The sequence below is a fragment of the Enterobacteriaceae endosymbiont of Donacia piscatrix genome (assembly GCF_012569525.1).
In the GTDB taxonomy this organism is placed as follows: domain Bacteria; phylum Pseudomonadota; class Gammaproteobacteria; order Enterobacterales; family Enterobacteriaceae.
On the sequence record NZ_CP046200.1, the window covers coordinates 245,784 to 250,642 of the forward strand.

Consider the following 4,859-nt stretch of genomic DNA (forward strand, 5'->3'; position numbering starts at 1 on the left):
TTTTTGATTATATAATGTAATACTATCTATAAATTTTTTTATACGACCTTTTATTATTTTTTTTATAATAATTTTAGGTTTATTTTCTTGAATTGCAATTTTTTTTTGTATTTCATATTCTTTATCTAAAACAGTAGAAGGAATATTTTTTTCTTGTATATATCTTGGTTTTAACATAGCTATATGCATAGAAATATTTTTCATTAATAATTGATTATTAACATTAGATTTAATAATAATACCAATATTTTTACTATGATGTATATATTTTCCTATAAATTTACCTTTAATATAATCTAAACGATTAATAAATATATTTTCTTTTAAAAGACCAATTAACTCTATTTTTTTTTGATGAAAAATTTTTTTTATTATTTTTATATCTTTTTGATTATTTTTGATAATGTATTTTAAAATTTCATGTCCAAAATTAATAAAATGTATTGATTTTGTTACAAAATCTGTCTGACAATTTATTTCTAATAATATTCCAAAATCTTTTGTTATATAATCGAAAATTAATCCTTCTTTTGTTTCATTGTCTGATTTTTTTATAAATTCTATTCTAGAATATTTTTTTATATAACTTATTGCATCATTTATATTATTTTTTGTTATTTTTAATGCTTTTTTACATTTTATAATACTAAGACCTGTTATATTTCTTAATTCTTTAATTTTATTAATATTAATTTTCAATATTATCTCCTAATTAATTTTTAACTTTAAATTATTATTTAATTTAAATTTATTATTTGATATAGTTTTAGTGATATAATACAAATATAATTTTATAGCACGAATAGCATCATCATTAGCAGGAATAACAAAATTAATTCCTTCAGGATTAGAATTAGTATCTACTATAGCAAAAATAGGAATATTTAATTTTTTAGCTTCATTTATTGCAATTTTTTCATAATTTGCATCAATAACAAATATGGCATCAGGTAAACCACCCATATTTTTTATACCTCCTAAACTTTTTTCTAATTTTAATAATTTTCTATTACGTGTTAAAGCCTCTTTTTTTATTAATTTTTTAAATGTCCCATCTTTATTTTGTAATTCTAATTCTTTTAATGTTTTAATAGATTTTTTAACAGTTTTCCAATTAGTTAACATACCTCCTAACCAACGATGATTAATAAAAAATTGATTACAATTAATAGCTGTTTCTTTGATAAGATCAGATGCAGCTTTTTTTGTTCCAATAAATAAAATTTTACCTTTACGAGAAGTAATTTTTTTTAGTTCTTTTAATGCAATATTAAACATTTTAATAGTTTTGTCTAAATTAATAATATGTATTTTATTTTTATAATTAAAAATAAATTTTTTCATTTTTGGATTCCAATAACGTGTTTGGTGACCAAAATGAGCTCCTACTTTAAACATTTTATTCACAGATATAGACATTATATTATCCTTATTTGATTTATAACTAAAATCATATTATAAAATTAATATTTATACAAAAATTATTCTTAAATAAACATAATTTAATTATTTTTATAAAAATTAAATTTAAGTATATAATATAACATTTTATGTTATATAATATTTTATAAAAAGAAAATAATGAAAATATTTATTAAAAATTCTAAAGAAATAAAAAAAATTTATAAATCTTGTCAATTAGCAGCCAAAGTATTAGAAATAATTAAAAATTATATAATACCAGGAATCAATACTGAAGAAATAAATAATATATGTCATAATTATATTACAAAAATTGAAGGAGCTAAATCAGCTACTTTAGGATATAAAGGATTTCCAAAATCTGTGTGTATTTCTGTAAATGATGTTGTATGTCATGGAATACCAAATAGGAGAGAAATTTTAAAAAATGGAGATATTGTAAATATAGATGTAACAGTATTACATAATAATTATTATGGAGATACATCAAAAATGTTTTTAGTTGGAAATAATATTTCCCAAAAATCTAAATTATTGTGTTTAACTGCTCAAAAAAGTTTATACAAAGCCATTAATATTTTAAAACCTGGTATTAGATTGTATAAAATTGGTCAAGTAATACAAAAATATGTAGAATCTAAAAAGTTTTCTGTTGTTAGAAATTATTGTGGTCATGGTATAGGTAAAAATTTTCATGAAGATCCTCAAATTTTACATTATAAATCATATGATTATGGTATAACATTAAAACCTGGGATGATATTTACTATTGAACCTATGATTAACATGGGACATCATAATGTATATGTAGCAAATGATAATTGGACAGTAAAAACTGTAGATAAAAAAAATTCAGCTCAATATGAACATACAGTACTTATTACTAATATAGGAAGTAAAATATTAACCATTAGAGAAGAAGAGAAAAATATATTTAAAAAAAATTAAATTTGATATAATTAAGTAATTAATGCCTTAATTACTTAATCATATTTAAATTATTTCAATTAATTATAATTAATTATCTAAAAAACTTTTTAATATTTCAGATCGACTAGGATGTCGTAATTTTCTTAATGCTTTGGCTTCTATTTGTCTAATTCTTTCTCTAGTTACATCAAATTGTTTACCCACTTCTTCTAAAGTATGATCTGTACTCATATCAATTCCAAATCTCATTCTTAATACTTTTGCTTCTCTAGGAGTTAAGCTAGAAAGAATATTATATGTAGCTACTTTTAAACTTTCTGAAGTTGCAGAATCTAATGGTAATTCTAAAGTATTATCTTCAATAAAATCACTTAAATGTGATTCTTCATCATCTCCTATAGGAGTTTCCATTGAAATAGGTTCTTTTGCTATTTTTAATACTTTTCTAATTTTATCTTCAGGAAGCAGCATATGTTTTGATAATTCTTCTGGTGTAGGTTCTCTACCTAATTCTTGTAATATTCTTCTAGAAACTCGATTAAGTTTATTGATAGTTTCAATCATATGTACAGGAATTCTTATAGTTCTTGCTTGATCTGCAATTGATCTTGTTATTGCTTGTCTGATCCACCATGTGGCATATGTAGAAAATTTATAACCTCTTCTATATTCAAATTTATCAACTGCTTTCATTAAGCCTATATTACCTTCTTGAATTAAATCAAGAAATTGTAATCCTCTATTTGTATATTTTTTAGCTATAGAAATAACTAATCTTAAATTTGCTTCTATCATTTCTTTTTTAGCTTTTTTAGCTTTTATTTCACCTATAGTAATTTTTTTATTAATATTCTTAATTTGTAAAATAGTTAATCCAGTTTTTTTTTCAATATTTATTAAATTAGTAATATAATTATTAAATTTAGTTAAAAATAAATTTTTTTCATATATATTAAATTTTTTTTTATATGGTAAACATTTAAATTTTTTAAAAAAAAATTTTTTATTTGTTTCATTACCATGAAATATTGAAATAAATTTTTTTTTTGATATTAAATAATATTTAAATATTATATTCATAATATTTCGTTCTTCTATATTTATACTATATATTATAGAATGCATTTTATTTACTAAATAATTAAATTCTTTAGATACTAAACGAAATTGTTTAAAAATTTTTGAAAGATTTTTAATTTTATTTAATGATTCACTATCAAATCTACCTTTATCTTTAATAAAGACTAATGTTTTATTATATTGTTTTTTTAATTCTAAAAATTTTTTTTTAGCTAATTTATAATTTATAATATTTTCATTATTTTCTTTTTGTATATCATTAGATAATTTTTGATTAGAAAATATAATATTTTTTCCAATTTTATTATTAATAATACCATGTATTAAATCTGATAAACGAATCTCTCCAGATTTAACTTTATCATATTGTTTTAATAAATATTCAACAGATTTAGGATATTCAGCTATTGAAGATTGTATTTGATTAATACCTTCTTCTATACGTTTTGCAATATTAATTTCTCCTTCTCTTGTTAATAATTCTACAGTACCCATTTCACGCATATATATCCTTACTGGATCTGTGGTTTTTCCCATTTCTAATTCCACGTTAGATAATACTTGTACTGCATCTTCTGCTTCTGTTGTATTATTTTCATTATTATTTAAAATTAAATCATCACTATCAGGAGCTTCTTCCATTACTTGAATACCTACATCATTTATCATTTGAATAATATTTTTTATTTGATCAGAATTAATTATATTATCTGGTAAATGATCATTAATTTCTGAAAAAGTTAAATAACCTTGTTCTTTACCTCTAGTTACAAGAAGTTTAAACTGTAATTTTGAATTATAATCCATAAATAGTTCCATAATATTATTTATTAATATTTAAATAAATTATTTATTTAAGAAATAAATTATTTATAATATTTTAATTATTTTTTATTTAAATTTTTAAATTATTTTTTTTTTTAATTAAAATTTTATTTAAAGACCATAATTCTTGTTTTTTTTCATTATTTAATCCTTGTTTTCTATCTAAAGATATTAAATAATCTTGTCTATCTTCTAAAATATTTATTTTTAATTTTTTTATTAAATATATAAAAAATGTTTTTATTTGATGATCAGGAATCATATGATTCCATGTTATTAAAATTTTAATAATTTTGTTTAATTTTGTTCCTTTATACTTTTCCAATATTTTAGCAGTTGTTATATGTTTATTTCTATAATCATTCACAAATTTTATCAAAAAAAATAAACCATTAATATTTGAATTTTTAAAATATTTAAATTTAGGTACTAATTTAATTAACTTAGGATTCTGTATTAATAAACTTAATAATCTACGAATAGTAGTTTTTTTAAACTTATTATTTATAATTATTTTTTTTTTATTATTTAATAAATTATATATATCTAGAAAATTTAATATTCCTATCTTTTCTCCTAATTTTTGTATCAAATTAATTTGA

4 protein-coding genes and 1 pseudogene are annotated in these 4,859 nt (G+C 19.2%); 1 reads left to right on the top strand and 4 read right to left on the bottom strand.

What is annotated here, in order from left to right; translation table 11 throughout:
• The coding region (gene tsf, locus GJT96_RS01160; protein ID WP_169780407.1) for a translation elongation factor Ts at nt 1-699 on the bottom strand (699 nt) is incomplete at its 3' end.
• Nucleotides 700-708: 9 nt separating this feature from the next.
• Complete coding sequence (rpsB, locus tag GJT96_RS01165; protein ID WP_425591408.1) at nt 709-1,419, bottom strand: 30S ribosomal protein S2; 711 nt, start codon at nt 1,417-1,419, stop codon at nt 709-711.
• Nucleotides 1,420-1,581: 162 nt separating this feature from the next.
• On the opposite strand from rpsB, the gene map reads away from it, so the two are divergent.
• Nucleotides 1,582-2,370, top strand: a complete 789-nt coding sequence (gene map / locus GJT96_RS01170; protein ID WP_169780408.1) for a type I methionyl aminopeptidase — start codon at nt 1,582-1,584, stop codon at nt 2,368-2,370.
• Between the two features lie 69 nt (nt 2,371-2,439).
• Here map and rpoD read toward each other — a convergent pair whose 3' ends face one another.
• Together rpoD and GJT96_RS01180 are read right to left on the bottom strand one after the other, a co-directional pair.
• Nucleotides 2,440-4,239 (bottom strand): RNA polymerase sigma factor RpoD, encoded by a 1,800-nt coding sequence (gene rpoD / locus GJT96_RS01175; protein ID WP_169780409.1) that lies wholly within the window; start codon nt 4,237-4,239, stop codon nt 2,440-2,442.
• An 88-nt stretch (nt 4,240-4,327) separates the two neighbouring features.
• Nucleotides 4,328-4,859: pseudogene (locus GJT96_RS01180) on the bottom strand (hypothetical protein); the annotation flags it as partial.

Excerpts from the sequence above, each read along its gene's own strand:
- rpsB (WP_425591408.1), bottom strand. The coding sequence starts at position 1,419 with ATGTCTATATCTGTGAATAAAATGTTTAAAGTAGGAGCTCATTTTGGT.
- map (WP_169780408.1), top strand. The coding sequence starts at position 1,582 with ATGAAAATATTTATTAAAAATTCTAAAGAAATAAAAAAAATTTATAAA.
- rpoD (WP_169780409.1), bottom strand. The coding sequence starts at position 4,239 with ATGGATTATAATTCAAAATTACAGTTTAAACTTCTTGTAACTAGAGGT.